This is a genomic window from Pseudomonas shirazensis (assembly GCF_050496565.1).
Classification (GTDB): domain Bacteria; phylum Pseudomonadota; class Gammaproteobacteria; order Pseudomonadales; family Pseudomonadaceae; genus Aquipseudomonas; species Aquipseudomonas shirazensis_A.
The window spans coordinates 21,549-43,708 of the sequence record NZ_JBNWAE010000007.1 but is presented as its reverse complement, the minus strand read 5'-3'; the positions used below and the strand labels follow the sequence as shown (position 1 = coordinate 43,708).

Annotated in this window: 19 protein-coding genes; 12 read left to right on the top strand and 7 right to left on the bottom strand. The window is 62.2% G+C overall.

Annotated elements, in window-relative coordinates; all coding sequences use genetic code 11:
* Window positions 1–123 precede the first annotated feature (123 nt).
* The 3 genes from dsbD to dsbG are packed head-to-tail and all read left to right on the top strand — an operon-like array spanning window position 124 to window position 3,432.
* The gene (gene dsbD, locus ACQZ2L_RS11965) at window positions 124–1,836 is read left to right on the top strand and encodes a protein-disulfide reductase DsbD (RefSeq protein WP_430326449.1); all 1,713 of its coding nucleotides are present in this window, start codon (window positions 124–126) and stop codon (window positions 1,834–1,836) included.
* Window positions 1,836–2,672: a prolipoprotein diacylglyceryl transferase family protein gene (locus ACQZ2L_RS11960; protein ID WP_430326204.1), complete on the top strand. Its 837-nt coding sequence runs from the start codon at window positions 1,836–1,838 to the stop codon at window positions 2,670–2,672. The genes dsbD and ACQZ2L_RS11960 overlap by 1 nt, the downstream gene beginning before the upstream one ends.
* A gap of 1 nt (window position 2,673) precedes the next feature.
* On the top strand, window positions 2,674–3,432 hold the full coding sequence (dsbG, locus tag ACQZ2L_RS11955; protein WP_430326203.1) for a thiol:disulfide interchange protein DsbG: 759 nt from the start codon (window positions 2,674–2,676) through the stop codon (window positions 3,430–3,432).
* 13 nt (window positions 3,433–3,445) lie between these two features.
* On the opposite strand, the gene rlmM is transcribed toward dsbG, so the two are convergent.
* The gene (gene rlmM, locus ACQZ2L_RS11950) at window positions 3,446–4,522 is read right to left on the bottom strand and encodes a 23S rRNA (cytidine(2498)-2'-O)-methyltransferase RlmM (protein ID WP_430326202.1); all 1,077 of its coding nucleotides are present in this window, start codon (window positions 4,520–4,522) and stop codon (window positions 3,446–3,448) included.
* A gap of 243 nt (window positions 4,523–4,765) precedes the next feature.
* Here rlmM and acnA point away from each other — a divergent pair, with 243 nt between their 5' ends.
* Together acnA and ACQZ2L_RS11940 are read left to right on the top strand one after the other, a co-directional pair.
* Complete coding sequence (gene acnA / locus ACQZ2L_RS11945) at window positions 4,766–7,507, top strand: aconitate hydratase AcnA (protein ID WP_430326201.1); 2,742 nt, start codon at window positions 4,766–4,768, stop codon at window positions 7,505–7,507.
* Window positions 7,508–7,629: 122 nt separating this feature from the next.
* On the top strand, window positions 7,630–9,195 hold the full coding sequence (locus tag ACQZ2L_RS11940) for a methyl-accepting chemotaxis protein (protein ID WP_207072980.1): 1,566 nt from the start codon (window positions 7,630–7,632) through the stop codon (window positions 9,193–9,195).
* Window positions 9,196–9,242: 47 nt separating this feature from the next.
* Here ACQZ2L_RS11940 and ACQZ2L_RS11935 read toward each other — a convergent pair whose 3' ends face one another.
* The 5 genes from ACQZ2L_RS11935 to ACQZ2L_RS11915 form a co-directional block, all read right to left on the bottom strand.
* On the bottom strand, window positions 9,243–10,127 hold the full coding sequence (locus ACQZ2L_RS11935) for a pseudouridine synthase (RefSeq protein WP_430326200.1): 885 nt from the start codon (window positions 10,125–10,127) through the stop codon (window positions 9,243–9,245).
* A 50-nt stretch (window positions 10,128–10,177) separates the two neighbouring features.
* On the bottom strand, window positions 10,178–10,483 hold the full coding sequence (locus ACQZ2L_RS11930; protein ID WP_430326199.1) for a transcriptional regulator: 306 nt from the start codon (window positions 10,481–10,483) through the stop codon (window positions 10,178–10,180).
* Window positions 10,484–10,555: 72 nt separating this feature from the next.
* A complete protein-coding gene (locus ACQZ2L_RS11925) occupies window positions 10,556–10,987 on the bottom strand; it encodes a D-Ala-D-Ala carboxypeptidase family metallohydrolase (protein ID WP_430326198.1) in 432 nt (143 codons plus the stop codon).
* Between the two features lie 110 nt (window positions 10,988–11,097).
* On the bottom strand, window positions 11,098–11,334 hold the full coding sequence (locus tag ACQZ2L_RS11920; protein ID WP_430326197.1) for a glutaredoxin family protein: 237 nt from the start codon (window positions 11,332–11,334) through the stop codon (window positions 11,098–11,100).
* Between the two features lie 56 nt (window positions 11,335–11,390).
* Window positions 11,391–12,599, bottom strand: coding sequence for an ammonium transporter (locus tag ACQZ2L_RS11915; RefSeq protein ID WP_430326196.1), 1,209 nt, complete (start codon window positions 12,597–12,599; stop codon window positions 11,391–11,393).
* Window positions 12,600–12,901: 302 nt separating this feature from the next.
* Between ACQZ2L_RS11915 and ACQZ2L_RS11910 the strand changes: the two genes are divergently transcribed.
* The 6 genes from ACQZ2L_RS11910 to ACQZ2L_RS11885 all read left to right on the top strand — a co-directional run bounded on the left by ACQZ2L_RS11910 (window position 12,902) and on the right by ACQZ2L_RS11885 (window position 20,088).
* Window positions 12,902–13,216, top strand: a complete 315-nt coding sequence (locus ACQZ2L_RS11910) for a DUF883 family protein (RefSeq protein ID WP_101321284.1) — start codon at window positions 12,902–12,904, stop codon at window positions 13,214–13,216.
* Between the two features lie 9 nt (window positions 13,217–13,225).
* On the top strand, window positions 13,226–13,597 hold the full coding sequence (locus ACQZ2L_RS11905) for a phage holin family protein (protein ID WP_430326195.1): 372 nt from the start codon (window positions 13,226–13,228) through the stop codon (window positions 13,595–13,597).
* Window positions 13,594–13,923, top strand: a complete 330-nt coding sequence (locus tag ACQZ2L_RS11900; RefSeq protein WP_101321288.1) for a hypothetical protein — start codon at window positions 13,594–13,596, stop codon at window positions 13,921–13,923. Before ACQZ2L_RS11905 ends, ACQZ2L_RS11900 begins: the two co-directional genes overlap by 4 nt.
* Window positions 13,924–14,000: 77 nt before the next feature.
* Window positions 14,001–15,332: a deoxyguanosinetriphosphate triphosphohydrolase gene (locus ACQZ2L_RS11895; RefSeq protein WP_430326194.1), complete on the top strand. Its 1,332-nt coding sequence runs from the start codon at window positions 14,001–14,003 to the stop codon at window positions 15,330–15,332.
* A 524-nt stretch (window positions 15,333–15,856) separates the two neighbouring features.
* Complete coding sequence (locus tag ACQZ2L_RS11890) at window positions 15,857–16,477, top strand: response regulator (protein ID WP_430326193.1); 621 nt, start codon at window positions 15,857–15,859, stop codon at window positions 16,475–16,477.
* 8 nt (window positions 16,478–16,485) lie between these two features.
* Window positions 16,486–20,088, top strand: a complete 3,603-nt coding sequence (locus tag ACQZ2L_RS11885) for a response regulator (RefSeq protein ID WP_430326447.1) — start codon at window positions 16,486–16,488, stop codon at window positions 20,086–20,088.
* Window positions 20,089–20,139: 51 nt separating this feature from the next.
* Here the strand turns inward: ACQZ2L_RS11885 and ACQZ2L_RS11880 are convergent, their stop codons facing one another.
* A complete protein-coding gene (locus tag ACQZ2L_RS11880) occupies window positions 20,140–20,484 on the bottom strand; it encodes a YggL family protein (RefSeq protein ID WP_101321297.1) in 345 nt (114 codons plus the stop codon).
* 185 nt (window positions 20,485–20,669) lie between these two features.
* On the opposite strand from ACQZ2L_RS11880, the gene dacB reads away from it, so the two are divergent.
* Complete coding sequence (gene dacB / locus ACQZ2L_RS11875) at window positions 20,670–22,130, top strand: D-alanyl-D-alanine carboxypeptidase/D-alanyl-D-alanine endopeptidase (RefSeq protein WP_101321299.1); 1,461 nt, start codon at window positions 20,670–20,672, stop codon at window positions 22,128–22,130.
* Window positions 22,131–22,160 lie beyond the last annotated feature (30 nt).

Sequence of the window (22,160 nt, the reverse complement as noted above, 5' to 3'; positions counted from 1 at the left end):
GACTGTGCGGCTGGATTAGTCGCCTGCGCCCGGCTGTAGGACGGCCCGTGTAGGGCTGGGTTAACCCTCGGTTAATCAGGCCGATCCAGCATGGCCATTCTTCTGCACTGCCAAGGCCCAGACATGCGCGTTTTTCTGTTGCTGCTGACATTCTTCATGAGCGGGCCGTTGCTGGCCAATCCATTCGAGGTCAAGCCTGACTTTCTCCCGGTGGAACAGGCGTTCATGCTCACCCATGAACGCTTGCCCTCAGGCGAATTGCGCGTGCAGTTTCAGATCAAGGACGGCTATTACCTGTACCAGAAACGGCTGAAATTCGACGGCCTGGATGCAACGCAGCATCCGCCACTGCCAGCGGCACTCAATCATCACGATGAGTTCTTCGGTGACAGTGCGGTATACCGCAGCGAGCTTGAGCTGCTCATCCCGGCGACGGCCAGTGGCCAGCTGCGGCTGGGCTGGCAGGGCTGTGCCGACGCCGGCCTGTGTTACCCGCCGCAAACCACCGTTATCGACCTTGGCGGCAGCACACCTGCGACGAGCGCAGGCCAGGCGGATGACCAGGCGCTGGCGAGTGATCTGCAACAGGGCCATCTGGCCTGGGGCCTGCTGGCGTTCTTTGGCCTGGGGCTGCTGCTGGCGTTTACCCCCTGCTCGCTGCCCATGCTGCCGATCCTGGCCGGGCTGGTGCTGGGCAACGGCGCGAGCGCTCGCCGCGGCTGGCTGCTGGCGGGCGTCTATGTACTGAGCATGGCTCTGGTCTATGCCGCCCTCGGCGTGGTCGCCGCGCTGCTGGGCGCCAGCTTGCAGGCCTGGCTGCAGCAACCGTGGTTGCTCGGCAGCCTGGCAGCGCTGTTCATTTTGCTCGCGCTGCCGATGTTCGGCGCCTTCGAGCTGCAACTGCCTGTCGCCGTGCGTGACCGCCTCGACCGTGCCGGCCAGGGTACCCGCGGTGGCAACCTGTACGGCGCAGCCCTGCTCGGCGCCTTGTCCGGGTTGTTGATGGGCCCATGCATGACCGCGCCTCTGGCCGGAGCACTGCTGTATATCGCCCAGAGCGGCGATGTCGTGCAAGGCGCTCTGGTGCTGTTCAGCCTTGGCCTGGGGATGGGCGTGCCGCTGCTGTTGCTGGTCACCCTCGGTAACCGCTTCCTGCCGCGCCCCGGCGCCTGGATGAACCGGGTCAAGGGCCTGTTTGGCTTTGTCTTCCTGGCCATGGCCCTGTACACCCTCCGCGGCTTGCTGCCTGCGCCGCTGCTGCTGGGTCTGGCCGGCAGCTGGCTGATTGCCCTGGCCTGGGCCGCCTGGCCCGCCCTGCAACACTTGCCGACGCTGCGCGTGCTGCCGCTGCTCGGCGCGTTGTGGGGCGGCCTACTGCTGGTGGGCGCCGCTGCCGGCGGCAGCGATGTATGGCAGCCGCTGCAACCGCTTACCGCCGGTGCGCCAAGCTCAGCGGGTAAAACCGAGGACGCCTTCATCACCATCAGCCAGCCGCAGGACCTGCAACGCGAACTGCAAGCCGCCAAGGCGCGTGGCCAGTGGGTGCTGGTCGACTACTATGCCGACTGGTGCGTGTCGTGCAAGGTCATGGAAAAACAGGTCTTCGCCCGTGCAGATGTGCAGGCCAGACTGGCCGGCGTGCACCTGCTACGACTGGATGTCACCGCTGACTCGCAAGCCAGTCGCGAGTTGCTGCAACACTACAAGGTGCCGGGCCCACCCAGCCTGATCTGGATCGGCCCGGAGGGTGACGAACGCCGCCCACGGCGCATCACCGGGGAAGTCGACGCGGCGACATTCTTGCAACACTGGGCACAGACAAGGAGCCAAGGCTGATGCTGAGCGTGACCCTCGGGCCATTGACCATGGCCCTGAACCATCTGCTGATGCTGGCGGCGCTGGCGATTGCCTGCGTGGTTGGCTGGGCCGTCGCACGACGTGGTGGCCAGAGCCCGGAGTCGGCGCTGTTCAACCTGTTCTTGCTGGGGGTGCTGGGTGCACGCGTGAGCTTCGTGCTCGCCTACTGGCCGATGTACCGCGACGAGCTGCTGCAGATCATCGATATCCGCGATGGCGGCTTTCTGCTCTGGGGCGGCTTGCTGGCCATCGTGCTCGGCACCCTCTGGCAGGGCTGGCGCCAACCCGGCCTGCGCCGACCGCTGGGCTGGGCACTTGCCAGCGGCGGTGTGTTCTGGGTGCTGGCCAGCCTGGGCAGCCACCTGTACAGCAAGGGCACCGAGCTGCCGCAACTTACCCTGCGCACCGCCAATGGCCAGTCGATGGCCTTGCACGACTACCGTGGCAAGCCGCTGGTGATCAATATCTGGGCGACCTGGTGCCCGCCTTGCCGGCGCGAGATGCCGGTGCTGCAACAGGCACAGCACGAATATCCGCACGTGACCTTCCTGTTCGTCAACCAAGGGGAAACCCCGGAAAACGTCAGTACCTTTCTTGCCACCACCGGCCTCAGCCTGACCCATGTGCTGTTCGACGGCGCTGGCCAACTGGCCCAACGGGTCGGTTCGATGGCCTTGCCCACCACCCTGTTCTACAGCGCCGACGGCAGGCTGGTCGGCAGCCACCTGGGCGAGTTGTCCCGGGCCAGCCTGAGCCACGCGCTGCAATCATTCGAGCGGGACGATGTACCCGCCTCCGCTGCAGAAGGAAATTGACATGCGTTTGACCGCTCTCCTGCCATTGACCCTAGCTCTGCTCGCCACGCCCCTGCTGCAGGCCGAAGAACTGCCCAAAGCCATTCAGCAACTGCAGGCCAAGGGCGCCGTGATCAAGGGCAGCTTCGCCGCTCCAGACGGCATGCGAGGCTACGCTGCCGAGTACCAGAACAACGGTATTGCCTTGTACCTCACGCCGGACGGCAAGCATGTGCTGGTCGGCAGCCTGTTTGACGAGCAAGGCCAGGACCTGAGCGCCGAGCCCCTGGAAAAACTCGTTTACGCGCCAATGAGCAAGGCGATCTGGGCAAAGCTGGAAAAATCGGCGTGGATCGCCGACGGCAAGGCCGATGCACCGCGCACGGTCTACCTCTTCAGCGACCCGAACTGCCCTTACTGCAACATGTTCTGGCAGCAGGCACGGCCGTGGGTCGAGTCTGGCAAGGTGCAGCTGCGGCACATCATGGTCGGCATCATTCGTGAAGACAGCCCCGGCAAATCGGCAGCCCTGCTGGCCGCCAAGGACCCGGCCAAGGCCCTGCTGCAACACGAGAGCGCTGGCAAGGCCAGTACCCTCAAGGCGCTGGACAAGATCCCCGAGAGCGTCCAGCAACAGCTCGATACCAATCTGGCGGTGATGGAAGAACTCGGCTTATCAGCAACCCCGGCGATCTTCTATCAGGACGCGCAAGGCCGCCTGCAGAGCCAGCAAGGCGCGCCACGGCCGGAGAAGCTTGGCGAGATTCTCGGCAAGCGCTGATTCCGGCAGAGCCTCAGCCGCGCGTGCTGCGCGGCTTGAGGTCAAGCCGGCGCAAATGGCAGGTGACTTCTTCGCGGTCGTGATAGAGCTGCTTGCAGGCGATCGAGACCCTGATCTTGCGCTCCTTGAAGCCCGCTTCGATGCGATCCAGCAGGCGCCGCACCTCGGCGTAGCGCTGTTTCATCGGCAGCTTGAGGTTGACCACCGCTTCACGGCACAAGCCCTCGCCCAGCCACGTTTCGATCAAGGCCGCACTGCGCGCGGGTTTTTCGACGATGTCGCAGACCATCCAGTCCACGGTGTGCTTGGGCTTCCAGGTGAAGCCATCGGCCATCAGGTGCTGCACCAGGCCGGTGTCCATCAAGCTCTCGGCCATCGGCCCATTGTCGATCGCGGTAACCAGCATGCCGCGCTTGACCAACTGGTAGGTCCAGCCACCCGGTGAGGCGCCCAGGTCGACACTGGTCATGTCATCCTGCAAACGCTCTTCCCACTGATCCCGCGGGATGAACTGGTGCCACGCCTCTTCCAGCTTGAGGGTCGAACGGCTGGGCGCCTCGCGGGGGAATTTAAGGCGCGGAATGCCCATCGGCCACAGCGCCGAGTTGTCCGCTTCGGCAAGGCCGACGAACACTCGTCGGCCGCTGATGAAGGTCAACAGCAGGCGCGGCCGCTGGGTGTCCTCGACCAACCGGCCAGCCTTCTCCAGGGCCTTGCGCAACGGCGCCTCGAACTTGCGGCAGAACGTTGAAAGCTCTTTGCCGTCATTGGTATCAAGCACCTCCAGCCACAGGCTGCCGGCGACCGGCAGTGCTGCCAGATGCTCGAGCAGTACGCTGATGCGGTCGGTTTCGGGCAACTCGACAAATTCACCCCGCGCCCATTGGCGAGGGAAGATCAGTTTGTCGAAGCGCAGTTCACGCATCAGGCGCTCGGCGGCACCCGGCTCGCTGCAGACGAACTCGGCACTGGCGCTCTGCGCTTTACCTTTGGCATAGCCGGCCACCCCAAGCTGGGCGGCGTGTTCGCTGATTTCGGCGCAGACCTCGCCTTCGAAACCAGGCCGGCAATGCATGAACAGGGTATTCATTTGTCACTCCACATCGCTGACGGCGATCGTCAGCCTTGATCCAGCGCACAACACGCACCGGCACGGCGGCGATGATAAAGGAAGATCGGAACCAGCGACATGCCCCGCCTGTCCAGTACAGGGTCATGGCCGCAATTTCGGCCTAACCTGACTACTCAGCCAGGTCCGTGCCGTGCGGACCTACTCAGAGCGGTGACACCGGCATTCACGAGAGGCCGGGCACCGGCGCAGAAGGAGTTGGCAATGCCCTCGCTCGATAGCCTGAACACCCTCAAGACCCTGCAAGTAGGCGACCGCGCCTATCAATACTTCAGCCTCGACCAAGCCGCACAGCAGCTGGGCGATCTGCAACGCCTGCCGATGTCGCTCAAGGTTCTGCTGGAAAACCTGCTGCGCTGGGAGGACGGCAAGACCGTCACCGGCACCGACCTCAAGGCACTGGCGCAGTGGCTGGACACGCGCAGCTCCGACCGCGAGATCCAGTACCGCCCGGCCCGCGTATTGATGCAGGATTTTACCGGCGTACCGGCTGTGGTTGACCTTGCAGCCATGCGCGCGGCGATGGCCAAGGCCGGCGGTGACCCGCAGCGGATCAACCCACTGTCGCCAGTGGACCTGGTCATCGACCACTCGGTGATGGTCGATCGCTACGCCAGCGCAAATGCGTTCGAAGAAAACGTCGACATCGAGATGCAGCGCAACGGCGAGCGCTATGCCTTTCTGCGCTGGGGCCAGAATGCATTCGATAATTTCAGTGTGGTACCACCGGGCACCGGCATTTGCCACCAGGTCAACCTGGAATACCTCGGCCGCACCGTCTGGACCCGCGAGGAAGACGGCAAGGTCTACGCATTCCCCGACACCCTGGTCGGCACCGATTCGCACACCACCATGATCAACGGTCTCGGTGTGCTTGGCTGGGGCGTGGGCGGCATCGAGGCAGAGGCCGCCATGCTTGGCCAGCCAGTGTCGATGCTGATCCCCGAAGTGATCGGCTTCAAGCTGACCGGCAAGCTGGGCGAGGGCATCACTGCAACCGACCTGGTGCTCACCGTTACGCAGATGCTGCGCAAGAAAGGCGTGGTCGGCAAGTTCGTCGAGTTCTATGGCGACGGCCTTGCCGAATTGCCCCTGGCCGACCGCGCGACGCTGGCCAACATGGCGCCGGAATACGGCGCCACTTGCGGTTTCTTCCCGGTGGATCAGGTGACCCTCGACTACCTGCGCCTGTCAGGCCGGCCGCAGGCCACGGTCGATCTGGTTGAAGCCTACTGCAAGGCCCAGGGCCTATGGCGCATGCCTGGCCAGGAGCCGCTGTTCAGCGACAGCCTGGGGCTCGACATGGACACCGTGGAAGCCAGCCTGGCCGGCCCGAAACGGCCGCAGGACAGGGTCGCCCTGGGTCAGGTCAGCCAGGCCTTCGATGACTTCCTCAAGCTGCAGGTCAAACCTGCCGCCAAGGAAGTCGGCCGGCTCGAGAGCGAAGGGGGGGGTGGCGTTGCAGTGGGCAATGCCGATCAGACCGGGCAGATCGACTACAGCCATGAAGGCCAGAACTACACCCTGCGCGACGGCGCGGTGGTGATCGCCGCGATCACCTCCTGCACCAACACCTCCAATCCCAGCGTGATGATGGCCGCCGGCCTGGTGGCGAAGAAGGCGATCGAGAAGGGTTTGAGCCGCAAGCCATGGGTCAAGAGCTCGCTGGCGCCTGGGTCCAAGGTCGTCACCGATTACTACAATGCTGCCGGCCTCACCCCATATCTCGACCAACTGGGTTTTGCCCTTGTCGGCTACGGCTGCACCACCTGCATCGGCAACTCCGGGCCGCTCGATGAAGCTATTGAAACGGCCATCGGCACCGCTGACCTGAGCGTTGCTTCGGTGCTTTCGGGTAACCGCAACTTCGAGGGCCGGGTGCATCCACTGGTCAAGACCAACTGGCTGGCCTCGCCGCCCTTGGTGGTGGCTTACGCGCTGGCCGGCAGCGTTCGCGTCGACCTTACTCAAGAACCATTGGGCGTCGGCAAAGATGGCCAGCCGGTGTACCTGCGCGACATCTGGCCGAGCCAGCAAGAAATCGCCGACGCGGTAGCCAAGGTCGATACGGCGATGTTCCACAAGGAATACGCCGAGGTCTTCGCCGGCGATGAAAAATGGCAGGCCATCGAAGTGCCGCAGGCGGCGACCTATGCCTGGCAGGCTGACTCGACCTACATCCAGCACCCGCCATTCTTCGAGGACATCGGCGGCGCGCTGCCCGAAATCGCCGATATTCAGCAGGCCCGTGTGTTGGCCTTGCTTGGTGACTCGGTCACCACTGACCACATCTCCCCTGCCGGCAACATCAAGGCCGATAGCCCTGCCGGCCGCTACCTGCGCGACAAGGGCGTGCAACCCAAGGACTTCAACTCGTATGGCTCGCGCCGCGGCAACCATGAAGTCATGATGCGCGGCACCTTCGCCAACATCCGCATCCGCAACGAGATGCTCGGTGGCGAAGAAGGCGGCAACACCGTGCACGTGCCCAGCGGCGAAAAACTCTCGATCTATGATGCCGCAATGCGCTATCAGGCCGAAGGTACTCCGCTGGTGGTGATCGCCGGGCAGGAATACGGCACCGGCTCCAGCCGCGACTGGGCAGCCAAGGGCACCAACCTGCTTGGTGTCAAAGCCGTACTGGCGGAGAGCTTCGAGCGTATTCACCGCTCGAACCTGATCGGCATGGGCGTGCTGGCATTGCAGTTCATGGCCGGTGACAGCCGCAAGACGCTGAACCTGACCGGCACTGAACGCATCGATATCCTCGGCTTGAGCGAGGCGCAGATCCGCCCAGGCATGACCCTGACCTTGCGCATCCACCGTGAACACGGCGAGCAACAGGACATCCAGGTGCTGTGCCGGATCGACACCCTCAACGAGGTCGAGTACTTCAAGGCAGGCGGCATTCTGCATTACGTACTGCGGCAACTGATCGCCAGCTGATCGCCATCTCATCAACTCAGGGGCGCACTGCGCCCCTTCCCTCACCCGCCGCTGGTTAAATAATCATTCAATAAAACCGCAGCCATGCCGATAGCATGGAAAGCCTTGCGGACCGAGCAGCCATGCGTAACAACCAGCCTATTACCCAGAGAGAACGGACTTTCCCTGCCCAACAGCGGTTGATCTCCACCACCAATGCCAAAGGTGTGATCAGTTACTGTAACGATGCCTTCGTCGAAATCAGCGGTTTCTCACGCGAGGAATTGATCGGCGCTGCGCATAATCTGGTCCGCCATCCCGATGTCCCCGCCGCGGTGTTTGCCCACATGTGGCAGACCCTCAAGCAAGGCCTGCCTTGGATGGGCATCGTCAAGAACCGCTGCAAGAGCGGCGATCATTACTGGGTCAACGCCTACGTCACGCCGATCTTCGACAACAACCAGGTGGTCGGTTACGAATCGGTGCGGGTCAAACCCACCGCTGAACAGATTCGTCGTGCCGAAGGCCTGTACCAGCGCCTCAACCAGGGCAAGTCGGCAATCCCTCGCCGCGACCGCTGGTTGCCGGTGCTGCAGGACTGGCTACCGTTCATTCTGGTCAGCCAGGTCGGCTTCCTGATCGGCAACTGGCTGGGCCATTCCTGGGGCTTCGCCCTCGCCGCGGGCCTGTCGGTACCGTTGGGCCTGCTCGGTTTGAGCTGGCAGCAACGCGGCCTCAAGCGCCTGCTCGGCCTGGCTGAACAGACTACCTCTGACCCGCTGATCGCGCAGATGTACACCGACAGCCGCGGCGTCCAGGCGCGTCTGGAGATGGCCATGCTCAGCCAGGACGCGCGGATGAAAACCTGCCTGACCCGGCTGCAGGACAGCGCCGAACACCTGAGCGATCAGGCGCGTCAGTCCGATGTACTGGCTCACCAAAGCTCATCGGGCCTGGAACGCCAGCGCGTGGAAACCGAGCAGGTCGCAGCTGCCGTCAACCAGATGGCCGCCACCACCCAGGAAGTTGCCAACCACGTGCAGCGCACTGCCGATGCCACCCAGGAAGCCAATCGCCTGACCAGCCAGGGCCGGCAGATAGCCGGGGAAACCCGCGAGGCAATTGCCCGGCTGTCCACCGCCGTCGGCGAAACCGGGCAGACCGTGACCCAACTGGCCAAGGACAGCGACGAGATCGGCGGCGTGGTCGATGTGATCAAAGGCATTGCCGATCAGACCAACCTGCTGGCCTTGAATGCTGCCATCGAAGCCGCCCGCGCCGGCGAAATGGGCCGCGGTTTTGCTGTGGTGGCAGACGAAGTACGCCAGCTGGCGCAACGTACTGCCGAATCCACCGGGCAGATCCACGGCCTGATTGCCAAGCTGCAACAGACGGCAAGCAGCGCCGTGTTGACCATGGAAAGTGGCCATCGCCAGGCGCAGGAAGGCGTTGCCCGGGTGATGGAAGCGGATCAGGCGCTGATCGGCATCAGCGAAGCGGTGGCTAATATCACCGACATGGCGACCCAGATCGCAGCGGCAACCGAAGAGCAAACCGCCGTGGCTGACGAAATCAGCCGCAACATCAGCACCATTGCCAGCCTTGCCGACGAAACCGCCGAGCAAGCGCAGCACTCGGCTTTGCTCAGCGAAGAGCTGACCAGCACGGCGGGGACTCAGTACTCGCTGGTGGAGCGCTTCAACCGTTGATGTGCTGACAAAGCCGTTATCGCCGGGCAACCTGCGATAACGGCGGTTTACCAGTCCAGCACCAGCCGGCTTTCGAAACAGCGCTCGCTGCCGTCCAGCGGATCGACAAAGCGCAGGCTCTGCGCCAATAGTTTCAGGGGCCGCTGATAGTCATCCTCGACCGCTTGCAGCTGCGGGTAAAACGGGTCGTTGCAAATGCCCGCCCCCAACGCCGCCATGTGCACACGCAACTGGTGTGTCTTGCCGGTTACCGGCGACAGGCCATAGCGCCAGCAATCACCATTTTTCTCGATCACATGTGCCAGCGTCTCGCTGTTTTCTGCGCCGGGGACCTCGTGCATGCGGAAAAACGGTTCGCCGTGCACCAGCCGGCTGCGCCGCACCAGCGGGAAGTCGAGTTCAGGCAGTGCAGCGGCAATCGCCTGATACTGCTTGTCGATACGCCGTTCGGGGAACAGGCGCTGATAGGCGCTGCGGGTCTCAGGGTTGGCCGAAAACATGACCAGTCCTGCCGTATGCCGGTCGATGCGATGCAAGGGCACCAGGTGCGGGTTGCCCAGCCGGCGGATGAGCCGCCGCAGCAAAGTCTGCTCGACGTACTCGCCGGTCGGCGTCACCGGCAGAAAGTGCGGCTTGTCGGCGATGACCAGGTGCTCGTCCATGTGCACAATCGATTCCTGCACCGGGATCGGTTTCTCGTTGGCCACTTCACGAAAATAATGCAGGCGCATGCCGCGCCGGTAAGGCAAGTCTGCGCCGATTGCACGCCCTTCAGCGTCCAGTACCCGCCCGCGGGCAAAACGGTCAAGCCACTGCACGCGATCGATCGCCTTGAAGTGCTCACACAAGCAATCAAGCACCGTCTTCCACTCGCCAGGCGGCAGGCACACCGTGCTGGCTTGTTGATGTGCGGGGTCGAAAGGTGCGCTCATGTCAGGCTCAGGCAGTCAGTAAGCCGGCATTATCACCGATGGCCTGCGGCTCAGCCAGCTTCGGCCGTCTCGCAGCGCACCTTGAGCCAGCGCAGTACCTGCACGGCGTCCCAGCGGCCAGGATCGTACAGCGCGTAGATCAGGCCTTGATAGCCGACGACGTCCAACGGTCGGTGAAAACCCGCCCGCTGGAACAACGCTTCGACTTCAGCGAAGCAGGTGTTGAAGTGGACCTTGCCGAAGGGCGTCCGGTCATCCGTGACCAGGCCTTCAAGACGCAGCTCCAGGACGGCGTCGGCTACCCGCTCTGGCGCCATCCTGTTGATGCTGTATTTCAGTTGCTCGACATTGAGCATCGCTTCACCCTGATACTGTATTTATATACAGCATACGAAGTTGTTCCGGCTTTCGTCAAATGGCAGGCGTTGTCAGTGGACGCCCGGTAGGTAGCCGCCGCCTCGTTGAATAGTCAGCACCTGACGGCGTGGATGCTCGGTTGCGACGGCCAGGTGGACCCAGCTGTCGAACTCGAGAATCAACTGATCGAACACGATGTCACTGTCGCGAATTCGTATGGCAATTTGGCGTGCGGGAATGTTTGAAGCCGTGAAGTCAGCCGCCAGCCCCAGTACATGAGCGCTCTGCGGTGTGCCGCCGACCTTCTGGTTGAGCGCCTGGCTACGAAAGCCGCTGGTAATAGTCAGTGGCACCTGGAGCAGACTACGCACCTGCTCAAGTACGCCACATAACAGGCCCAGGTTCGCCAACGCCGCGGGTGGCGGCGTGTTATCCAGACCTGCAAGCGCTGCTGTGCTGGAAGCGGTCATTTCGGCTAGCGTGAAATGGGGGGTGATGAACATCACGGACCTCTGCGTGGCTGATGGCAAGGCTCGCTAAGGGCGGAGCGGAGCCAATCATCTGTCACCACACAGGTTCGCACACGAGGGACGCGCCGCCCCTGGTGCGCTGATTACCTGAGGAAAGCCACCACCTGCTCGCTATCGAACGGCCAGTGCAACTCATCGCCTGAATCGCATCGACGCAGCACCGGAATGATCAATCCATAACGCTCGAACAAAGCCTCCTGCTCACTGATGTCGACCAGTTCGACCAGCAGGCCGCGCTCGACGAATGGCATCAGCACGGCTTCGGCGACTTCGCACAGGTGGCACCCAAGGGTGCCCAGCAGTTGGCATTCCGGAAGCATGGCGGGCCTGCGCAAAATGGAGAGGTGGACTTATTGTAAAGTCCAGCCCGCATGCGTCAATCCTGGCTGGTAGCACCGATCCGGTGCAGCGACAGGTCTGCCCCCTGAAACTCCTGCTCATGGCTCAGGCGCAAGCCCAGCGTCGCCTTGAGCAGACCATAGACGATGAAACCGCCGGCCAATGCCACGAGTACGCCGGCAAGGCTGCCGATCAACTGACTGATCATGCTCACCCCGCCCAGGCCACCCAGGCTCGGCTGAGCAAAGATCCCACAGGCGATTCCGCCCCACACGCCGCAAACGCCATGCAGTGGCCAGACGCCGAGAACATCATCGATTTTCCAACGGTTCTGCGCAGCGGTGAAGCACCAAACGAACAGCCCACCCGCCACTACGCCGGTAAGCAGCGCGCCAAGTGGATGCATCAGGTCGGAGCCGGCACAGACCGCCACCAGTCCGGCCAACGGACCGTTATGGAGGAAGCCTGGGTCATTGCGCCCGGCCAGCAGCGCTGCCAGGGTGCCGCCCACCATCGCCATCAGCGAATTGATCGCCACCAGGCCACTGATGCCTTGCAGGCTCTGCGCGCTCATGACGTTGAAGCCGAACCAGCCGATGATCAGAATCCATGATCCCAGCGCCAGAAACGGGATGCTCGAAGGTGCGAAGGCAATCAGCCGCCCGTCACGATAACGCCCGCGCCGTGCGCCGAGCAGCATGACTGCGGCCAGGGCCAGCCAGCCGCCCATGGCATGCACCACGACCGATCCTGCGAAGTCGTGGAACGGCGCACCAAAGCGCTGTTGCAGCCAATCCTGCAAGCCAAAATTGCCGTTCCAGACGATGCCTTCGTAGAACGGATAGACGAAGGCGACGATCAGCGCTGTCGCGCACAACTGCGGGGTAAAGCGGGCACGCTCGGCGATGCCGCCAGAGATGATCGCGGGAATGGCCGCTGCGAAGGTGATCAGGAAAAAGCACTTCACCAAAGCGTAACCATGATCACTGGCCAGCGTCGCTGCCGGCTGCAGGAAGGTCACCCCATAGGCAACCCAGTAACCAACGAAGAAGTACACCAGCGCCGAAATGGCGAAGTCACTGAGGATCTTCGACAATGCGTTGACCTGGTTCTTGTGGCGAACCGTGCCCACTTCCAGAAAGGCAAAGCCGGCATGCATCGCCAGCACCAGAATGGCGCCCATCAGTAAGAAAAGCGTGTTGGAACCGTGGACCAGAGAGTCCATTGCGCTGTGGGTGTTTTCCATGAAGTTGGCAGACCTGCTGAAAAAGGCACCATGACAGTTCAAGAACCGGCATCCCTGCACCGAATCGGTGCCCGCCCCGCTGCCCTGTTCTGGTGAGGCCTGGCGGAACCTGCGTGGTTTTTTCTTGGGTTTGTCGTGGATTGGGTTAAGGTTTATCGGTATCTGCAGGGGCGATGCGCGAAATCATCGCAGCCGCTGCAGGCACGCCCCAACACATAGCAATCGCCATACCAGCAACTGCAGTGAACCTTCACAACAGCCATCACTCGAATTATCCACATACCTCAACAGGGAGAGACCCAATGGCCAGCAAATCGGCAAAGAATGCTCAAGAGATATTGATGGCTGACTTCCAGGCGCTTGTACGCGACACCGAGCGGCTGCTGGCGGACACGGCCAATCTCGCAGGTGATCAGGCTGACGAACTGCGCGAACAGATCCATGCGCGCCTCGAAGAAGCTCGTGCCAACCTGCAGGTGACTCAGGAATCGGTTCGCGCCCGTGGCCAGGAAGCGGTTGTTCAAGCCGAAGCCTATGTCCAGGAAAACCCATGGCAGGCTATCGGTATCGCTGCAGGTGTCGGCCTGCTGATCGGGCTGCTGGCCAACCGCCGCTGAGGTAACTTCATGGAAAATGACGCCTCCACTGGCGCAACCGGCAAGCGCCTCGGCGCTGCCGTGCTTGGCCTGCTGCACAGCCACATCGAGCTGTTTGGCATCGAGTTGCAAGAGCAAAAGGGCCGTACCTTGAAGCTGCTGCTGTTTGCAGGCATGGCCCTGGTATTCGCCTTGTTGCTGCTGTCGGCACTGTCTGGCCTGCTGCTGGTACTGGTCTGGGACACCTATCGCCTGGCCGGGATCATTGGCCTGTGCGTGTTCTACTGCCTTGCCACGTTGTTCTGTGCTGCTCGCCTGAAGGCAGCGGTATTCGATGAGTCTTCACCGTTCAGCTCCACACTTGAGGAGCTTGCCAAGGATCGGGAGCGACTGTTGCCATGAGCCTGCCTGAACTTCCCAATACGCGTAATCCGCGCGAGCTGCGCAAGGCGCTGTTGCGCCTGCGCCTCGAAATGCACCGCCAGGAAATCCGCCAGGAATCGGCGCAACTGCTTGAGCCAGTCCGTCGCCTGCGCGGCATAGGCAGCTCTGTGCAGCAAGGGCTGGGGATCAAGCATGCGCCGTTATGGGGCATTGCCGGCGTGGTTTTGATGGGCTTTCTGACTGGCAAGGGTGCCCGCGGGGGTGGTCTTACGCGCTTGCTGCGCCTGGGCGGTACGTTGCTGCCCCTGGCCAGACTGTTCCTGCACAACGGTCGACGCCGCTAGCAGCGGCTGCGCCTGCCCCTTGCGCAGGCGCAGCGCTACCCTGAAGCTATGGCGATTATCCGATCGGAGAGCGAGCTTTGGACTGGGATACCCTACTGACCCGTGAACGCCTGGGCAAAGCCCTGTACAGCCCTGAGGAACTAGGGCGCAGCCCCTTCCACAAGGACCACGACCGGATCATCTTTTCCGGTGCATTTCGCCGGCTTGGACGCAAGACGCAAGTCCACCCGGTGTCGAGCAACGACCATATTCATACTCGCCTGACCCATTCGCTGGAAGTGAGCTGCGTCGGCCGCTCACTCGGCATGCGTGTCGGCGAGACCTTACGCGACGAGCTGCCAGCCTGGTGCGCGCCAAGTGACCTGGGCATGATCGTGCAGTCGGCGTGCCTGGCCCATGACATCGGTAATCCGCCGTTCGGCCACTCTGGCGAAGATGCTATCCGCTTCTGGTTCCAACAGGCGGCAGGCCGCGGCTGGCTGGACGGCATGAGCGACGAGCAACGCGCTGACTTTCTCAATTTCGAAGGCAATGCGCAGGGCTTTCGGGTGCTCACACAGTTGGAGTACCACCAGTTCGACGGCGGCACCCGGCTGACCTATGCCACCCTCGGCACCTACCTGAAATACCCGTGGAGCTCCCGTCACGCCGATGCCCTGGGCTACAAGAAGCACAAGTTCGGCAGCTATCAGAGCGAGCTGCCACTGCTCGAGCAGATCGCGCGCAAGCTGGGCCTGCCGCAGCTTGAGGAGCAACGCTGGGCGCGCCATCCGCTGGTGTACCTGATGGAGGCAGCCGACGATATCTGCTACGCCCTGATCGACCTTGAAGACGGGGTTGAAATGGAGCTGCTGCAGTACGCCGAAGTCGAGGCACTGTTGCTGGATCTGGTCGGTGACGACCTACCGGAGACCTACCGCCAGCTCGGCGCAAACGACTCGCGCCGGCGCAAATTGGCGATCCTGCGCGGCAAGGCTATCGAACACCTGACCAATGCCGCCGCCGAAGCATTTGTCGAGCAACAACGGGCGTTGCTCAGTGGGCAACTGGCCGGCGACCTGGTCGAGCACATGCACGGCCCTGCCAAGCGCTGTGTACTGCAGGCCAAGGACATGGCGCGCAAGAAGATTTTCCAGGACAAGCGCAAGACGCTGCACGAGATTGGTGCCTATACCACGCTTGAGATCCTGCTCAACGCGTTTTGCGGCGCGGCCCTGGAGCAGCATGGCGGGCGTACACCGTCATTCAAAAGCCGGCGCGTGCTCGATCTGATCGGCAACCACGCGCCCAGTCCTGATGACACGCTGCACAGTGCCTTTCTGCGGATGATTGATTTCATCGCTGGCATGACTGACAGCTATGCCAGCGAGATGGCTTGTGAAATGACTGGGCGTTCCAGTCCGACCTGAGTGCGGCGGATTTCAGCCAGTACCGGACCGCTGCGCGCCCGGTCGCGGCGGTCCGGCGTCCCGGTAATTCCGCTCCCACAGGGATCTGAGCTGCGCCCCTGTAACCTGTGGGAGCGGGTTCACCCGCGAAGAATGCGACGCGGTAGGTGGCACCGGCTTCGCCGGTGTTCGCGGGTAAACCCGCTCCCACAGGACTTTGAGCGTGTGGGAGCGGGTTTACCGGGACGCCGGACCGCCGCAAAGGGGGCGCGCAGCCGCCCCGGATATGTGCAGATTACCAGTGCACATAACCAACCATCCTCGCTTAGATCATCCAACTAACCCCCAACTAATAGCCACTCACACCACGTTACTAATTTCCTGCTCCCTTTAAACATCTCGTTTCAATAATCATCGACCATGTAGTCTCTTGCTGTAGTCCATTTCCCATATACGGCTGTCAAGCGCTTGTTGCCTGCCTCCTGCCGTACATCTGGGGTAAGGTGCGTGCTGTTCACGCCATCTGTCCCAATGGAATGTTAACTATGCAATCCGTATTTATCGTCGACGACCATCCGGTTATTCGCCTGGCCGTACGTATGTTGCTGGAAAACCAGGGTTACAAGATCGTCGGCGAGTCTGACAACGGCGTCGACGCCATGCAGCTGATTCGCGAGGCACGCCCCGACCTGGTCATCCTCGACATCGCCATCCCGCGGCTGGATGGGCTGGAAGTGCTGGCGCGTTTCCAGAGCATGGCCCTGCCGATGAAGGTGCTGGTACTCACCGCCCAGTCACCCGCGCTGTTTGCCATTCGCTGCATGCATTCAGGCGCTTCGGGCTATGTCTGCAAGCAGGAAGACTTGAGCGAGTTGATCAGTGCAATCAAAGCCGTACTTGCCGGCTACAACTATTTCCCCAGCCAGGTACTGCAAGGCGAAACCGAAAGCAACAAATCAGAGATAAGTCTTTTCCGACTGGTAAACGACCGAGAACTGATGGTGCTACAACTTTTCGCACAAGGTCGAAGCAACAAGGAAATCGCTTCAGGCATGTTTCTCAGCAACAAGACCGTGAGCACTTACAAGAAGCGCCTGATGCAGAAACTCAGGGTAGGCACCCTGGTCGACCTGATTGACGTGGCAAAGCGGAACGCGCTGGTGTGATGCTGCGCGTGGGACGTTACCTGACGTGTTTGTGCCTTGCCCTCACGGTACCTGGCTTGTCGGCAGTGGCCGAGGAACATGAGCCTACCGCCCTGACCATGCTCAAACGCGCATCAGCCCAGCCAAGCCGCCCCAAGCTCAGCGTCGAGCAGCGAAACTGGCTCGAGAAGAAACAGCGACTGACACTCGGCACCTCCTTCCCCGATTACGCCCCGTTCGATATCACCAGCGGTGGCCGTGACTACCAGGGCATTACCGCCGAGTACGCAGCGGTGATCAGCACCGCGCTCGGGCTACCGGTGACTGTACTGCGCTTCGACAATCGTCTGGATGCCGTCGAGGCGCTCAAGCAGGGCCGGATCGACCTGCTGGGCAGCGCCAACGGTTTTGAAGCCGCCGCACAAGGGCTGGGGCTGTCGGCCCCGTATGCAGTCGACCAACCCGTGCTGGTGACCCGCGAGGACGAGGTACGCCCGCTGAACAAGGGCCTCAACGGCATGCGCCTGAGCATGCTGTATCACTACCTGCCGCCCAAGGATGTACGGGCGACCTACCCCAATGCCTCGCTGCTGACATTCGGCTCGTCGACCCAGGCCCTCAACGCGGTTGCGTTTGGGCAGGCCGACGTGTTCATTGGCGACACCATTTCCACCTATTACCAACTCAATCAGGGCCACCTGCCGCGCCTGCGCATGGCCAATTTCGGCCAACATGAAGCCGTGGGTTTCAGCTTCGCCATGCGCCGCGACGACGCGATGCTCAAAGGCTTGGTCAACCTTGCGCTGCAAAGCCAGCCGCTGGCGGTGCAGACCAATATTCTCAAGCGCTGGAGCGCGGGTAGCGACGTTCTCTTGAGCGAGCGCAAATTGCAGTTGAGCGGCGCCGAAGAGCAATGGCTGAGGCAACATCCGTTGTTGCGGGTGGTCATCGACGAAACGGCCGCTCCGGTGTCCTACTTCGACGCGGCCGGGCAGTTTCGCGGCATTACCGCGGACCTGCTGGAAATGCTCCGGCTGCGTACGGGCCTGCACTTCGAAATTCAGCGTGCGGGCAGTGTTGCCGACATGCTCACGCGCCTTGCCGACGGCCGCGCCGATGTCATTGCAGCACTGCCGATGCAAGAGCAGCGCAACACTCAACTGCAGGTGACCCGCCCCTATCTGGAGAGCTCGCTGGTGCTGGTCACGCGGCACAGCGAAACCGCCAGTTCATTCGAGCAACTCAAGGGCAAGCGGGTCGCCGTCACGCGTGGCAGCGCAGCGGCGCAATTGCTCGCTCAACAGTATCCGGAGGTCATGGCTATCCACACCGAAAGCCCGTACTACTCCGTGACGCTGCTCAGCAGCAGCGCGGTCGACGCCGCCGTCAGCACGCTGATCGATGCCAATCACGCGCTGGCCAGCGATCCGGATCTGGTGATTCGCAACACGGTGGGCACCGAGCCGGCCAGCTTCGCGATGGCGAGTGCGAGCAATGCGCAGCCGCTGGCAGCCATCCTCGACAAGGCCTTGCTCAGTATCTCTCCAGAAGAACTCGGCGTGATCTACAACCGCTGGAGCGGCCTGACGGCCAAGGACGATGCCTACTGGCGGCAACTGCGCCAGCTGGCTCTGCAGATAACCTTGGGGATAGGCTCGCTGTTGTTGCTGGCGCTGGTCTGGAACGCCTATCTACGCCGCCAGATTCGTCATCGGCAACGCGTCGAACGCGCCCTCAACGATCAGCTCGAATTCATGCGGGTCATGCTCAATGGCACGCCTCATCCGCTGTTTGTGCGGGGTCGTGATGGCAAGTTGCAAAGCTGCAACGACAGTTACCTGAAGGCGATGGACGCCTGCGCGCAAGACGTCATTGGCAAACGCCTGGAAGAGAGCCTGGGCAGCCAGCATGCCTCTACGCATCAGATCGAAGCCGACTATCAGCAGGTCATGGCCGCCGGCGAGCCGTTGATCCTTGATCGCCAGCTACGCCTGAAAGACCGCGAGTTGACCGTGTACCACTGGGTGCTGCCCTATCGCGACTCGCTGGGTGAAGTACAGGGCATCATTGGCGGCTGGATCGATATCAGCGAACGCCGCCAGCTGGTGCAGGAGCTGCGCCTGGCCAAACAGCAAGCCGATGATGCCAACCGTGCCAAGAGCACCTTTCTGGCAACCATCAGCCATGAGATTCGCACGCCGATGAACGCAGTCATCGGCATGCTCGAACTCGCCGTCAGGCACGCCGATCAAGGCCGCGTGGACAAACCGGCACTGGAAGTCGCTTACCATTCGGCCACCGATCTGCTGGGCCTGATCGGCGATATCCTGGATATCGTGCGGATTGAATCCGGGCACATGAGCCTGGCGCCAGAACCGGTCGAGCTGGCCGCGCTGATCAAATCCGTGGCGCGGGTATTTGAAGGTCAGGCACGTGAAAAAGGCCTGGCACTGGAAGTCCAGATCGAGCCGAGCGCACATCGTCACGTACTGCTCGACCCACTGCGGTTCAAGCAGGTACTGAGCAATCTGCTCAGCAACGCGATCAAGTTCACCGACGCTGGCCAGGTACGCGTCCAGGCACAGCTGCACCGGTCAGCATCTGCGCCGACCCCTCAACTGGAACTTGAGGTCCGCGACAGCGGCATCGGTATTCCCGAGCACGAGATTCAAGGGTTGTTCAGCCCGTTCGTGCAGGCCAACGCCCACAGCGACGGCGCACGCTGCGGCACCGGCCTGGGCCTGACCATCAGCCGCAACCTGTGCGAAATGATGGGCGGCACACTGACCTTGCGCAGCTTGCAGGGGGTAGGCACCCACGTCAGCCTGAGCATGCCGGTCTGCCCAGCCGGTGCGCCAGTGGCAGCCGAGGCGGCGATACGCCAGGTCGACGCGCCCAATCCCGACTTGCGCGTACTGGTCATCGACGACCATCCCGCCAACTTGATGCTGATGGCGCAGCAGTTGAATTTCATGGGACTGCGCCACACCAGTGCCCGCGATGGCCATGAAGCCTTGCAATGCTGGTCCAGCGATACGTTCGATGTGCTGCTGCTCGACTGCAACATGCCCCACATGAACGGTTATCAGGTGACGCGAGCCATCCGCGCTGAAGAACGCGCCAGCGACCGGCCACCCTGCGTCATTTTTGGCTATACCGCCAACGCCCAACCCGAAGTTCGCCAGCGCTGCCTGGATGCTGGCATGGACGACTGCCTGCTCAAGCCGATCAGCCTGCGTACGCTGAGCGAGCACCTCGCCAAGGTCACGCCACTGCCCAAATCAGCAGCACTCCAGCCCCGCCAAGCGGCGTTCGACCTCGCCAGTGTGAGGAGAGTCGCTGGCGACGACCCGGCAGACCAGCAGCGTTTCCTGCACCTTTTGCAGCAGAGCCTGCAGGATGACTGCACCGTGCTGATGAGTCTTGATCCAGAGCAGCAAGCCCTGGCCATCGTCGAGCAGGCACACAAGATCCTCAGCGCCGCACGGATGCTCGATGCCCAGGCAATGATGGAGGTGTGTGAGCTGCTCGCCAGTGGCGAACTGCCCCTGCACGAGCTGAAGCTGAAGCGGCAGGCCTTGGCCAGGCACATGCGCAGAAGTGAAAAAGCCCTGAACCGTCAGCTGGGCTGACCGTTCAGGGCTTTGGCATGGCGGCGCGCCGACAGCGCCCGCCAGGCTGGATCAGGAAGCCGAGTTGATCGGCTTTTCCGGATACCAGGCGTCGAGCAGCGGGCTGACCTTGACTTCGGTCAGCTCGTTACGGCCCTTGAGCCATGCTTCGACAGCAGCACGCTGCTCTTCGCTGACCGAGCCACGCTCGGCCAGGCAGACCAGACCGAAGTCATCGCCGCCGACGTAGTCCAGGCCATTGGCGTCCATGGCTTCTACCAGGAAGGCGTCGAGGAAGGCATCGATGGCTTCTTCAGACAGGTCTTCCTTGAAACCAAGGTTCAGTTCGAAGCCCAGCTCCTGGAATTCATCTACGCAGAGTTTTTTGCGCAGACGGCGGGAACGGTTGGTAGCCATTGAAACAATCCTCTTAAGTAATTACGGGCGGCACTTTACCAGTTTCCGCGGCGCAGCGGCGCTTTTGTGTCGAACCCGGCACATACAGGACGCGCTTGGGGCATAATGCCCGCTATATTTCGATCTGGGGCCACCATCTCTTACAGCCCCGTTATTTTCCCCTCGCCCGCAGGGTTTTCGTACTTATGATCAAAGCGCTCCGCCCACTGCTGCTCGCCGGCCTGATGCTGCCTCTGGCCATGCCCACTCAGGCCGCCGTCAACACCACCTTGCCGCCCAAGGTGCAACAGGCTCTCAAGACCAACAAACTGCAAGACAACGCCTTGTCGCTGGTCATGCTGCCCCTCGATGGCCCCGGTACGGCAACGGTGTTCAACGCCGATGTGTCGGTCAACCCGGCGTCAACCATGAAACTGGTTACCACCTACGCCGCCCTCGAGCTGCTTGGCCCGACCTTTCAATGGAAAACCGAGTTCTACACCGATGGCACCCTGAGCAATGGCGTGCTCAACGGCAACCTCTACCTCAAGGGTGGCGGCGATCCCAAACTGAACATGGAAAAGCTCTGGCTGCTGATGCGTGACCTGCGCGCCAACGGCGTGCGCACCGTCACCGGTGACCTGGTGCTGGACCGCAGCCACTTCGTGCAGCCCAACCTGCCCCACTTCGACGATGACGGCGGCGACACCAACAAGCCGTTTCTGGTAAAGCCAGACTCGTTGCTGGTCAACCTCAAGGCCCTGCGTTTCGTTGCTCGCAATGATGGCGGCAAGGTCATGATTGCAGTCGAACCGCCGATTGCCAGCATCCGCATCGACAATCAGGTCAAGGCTGTCGCCTCCAAGCAGTGCGCCGGTGAGGTCCGCTATAACCCGCAGGTCAGGCCAGACGGTGTCACCGTAGTGGTCAGCGGCCAATTGGGCGAAGGCTGCAACTCGCAGACCTACCTGGCCCTGCTCGACCACCCCGCCTATGCGGCAGGTGCCGTTCGCGCAATCTGGAACGAACTGGGCGGCACCATCCAGGGTGGCGACCGCATCGAGAACGTGCCGAAAAGCGCCCGGGTACTGGCGCGGGCATTCTCGCCCGACCTGGTCGAGGTGATCCGCGACATCAACAAATACAGCAACAACACCATGGCTCAGCAGCTGTTCCTGAGCCTGGGTGCGCAGTTCCGTACCGATGCCGATGGCGATGACGCCCGCGCCGCACAACGGGTCGTACGTCAGTGGATGGCGAAAAAAGGCATCACCTCGCCGCACCTGGTGATGGAGAACGGCTCTGGCCTGTCCCGCGCCGAACGCGTCAGCACACGTGAAATGGCCACCCTGCTGCAGGCGGCCTGGAACAGCCCGTATGCTGCCGAGTTCATCAGCTCGATGCCGCTGGTGGGCATGGACGGGACCATGCGCAAGCGTCTCAAACGCACCGCCATGACCGGCCAGGCGCATATCAAGACCGGCACCTTGAATACCGTGCGCGCAATCGCCGGCTTCAGCCGCGACAGCAACGGCCACACCTGGGCAGTGGCGGCGATCCTCAACGATCCCAAGCCGTGGGGTGCGTCACAAGTGCTTGATCAGGTGCTGCTCGAGCTTTATCGCCAGCCGAAACTGAACACTGGCACCGCCGCCTCGGGGCTCTGAACCAAGCAGTCTGAGCAGCGCGTGCCAGCC